Source organism: Photorhabdus namnaonensis, from assembly GCF_001684335.1.
GTDB lineage: Bacteria > Pseudomonadota > Gammaproteobacteria > Enterobacterales > Enterobacteriaceae > Photorhabdus > Photorhabdus namnaonensis.
Genome location: NZ_LOIC01000094.1, coordinates 72,622 through 73,746 on the forward strand (window position 1 = coordinate 72,622; position 1,125 = coordinate 73,746).

1 protein-coding gene and 1 pseudogene are annotated in these 1,125 nt (G+C 53.2%); both read left to right on the forward strand.

The annotated features are described in order from the left end of the window. Positions 1-193, forward strand: a 193-nt coding sequence (locus tag Phpb_RS26410; protein ID WP_240492640.1) for a hypothetical protein, incomplete at its 5' end; no start/stop codon positions are given. Positions 194-314: 121 nt separating this feature from the next. Next, a pseudogene (locus Phpb_RS27095) lies at positions 315-1,125 on the forward strand (hemolysin secretion protein D); the annotation flags it as partial.

A 1,125-nucleotide genomic window follows, 5' to 3' on the forward strand; every position in this document is an offset into this window, starting at 1 on the left:
TCAGCAGAACATGCAAAGCATTTGCAAGGGGCGTACGGTCATCATTATCGCTCATCGGTTGTCCGCTGTACGCGACGCACATCGTATCCTTGTGATGGATCGCGGGCAGATCGTTGAACAGGGCGCCCACGCCGAGTTACTGGCGCGTCAGGACGGCCACTATTCACGACTGTATCGAATGCAGCAAGGCTGAAAGGTTTCCATTTCCAGAACGTACGATGAAAACGCTAATAACGTAATCAATGGTTAATAACACAATCAGAGGTAGATGTGACCAAGATAAACATACTCCGATTCAAGGAAAATAACTTCGAATGAGCGCCACCCTTTCCTTATTGCAGCGTTATCGTCACGCATGGCGTGAGTCTTGGGGCCAACGTAAAAACATGGACGTGTCGCCGCGGCTTGCTCATGAATTACAGTTTTTACCGACGGCTTTGGAGTTGCAGGAAACACCTGTTCACCCAGCGCCGAGGATTTTCACCTGGGGCATTATGGGTTTCGCTGTATTGGCGTTGCTCTGGGCCTACATTGGTAAAATCGAGGTAGTGGCTATCGCTCCGGGAAAGGTTGTTCCCAATGGCAAGACCAAGTTGATTCAACCCAGTGAAACGGCGGTGGTCAGAGCGATCCACGTCAATGACGGTCAGACGGTGAAAGTTGGTGAGTTGTTAGTCGAGCTCGACCCGACGGCGGCGAGCGCTGACGTTAGCCGGATTCAGAGCGAGCTGCTGGCTGCTCGTATCGACAGTGCGCGGAGTGCCGCCATGCTCGACGCGATCAATCAACAACAGTCGCCGGCTTCGCTGGTAGGAACGATTGCCAACGCTAACCCTGAGCAGGTGCTCAGTGCCCAACGCTGGCTTCAAGGACAATACCAGGAATACCGCAGCAACCTGGAGTTGGTGGATGCAGAAATCCTCCAACGCAGCGCCGAAATCCAGTCAGCCCAATCCCAGGTGGCTAGCCTGCGAAAAACGCTGCCGATTGCTACGCAGTTGGCCGAGGATTACCAACGGTTATTGACGAAACAGTACGTGTCGCGGCATGAATATCTGGAGAAAGAGCAGACGCGACTGGATCTGCAACGCCAGTTAAGCGTACAACAGGCCAGTGTCTTGCAGT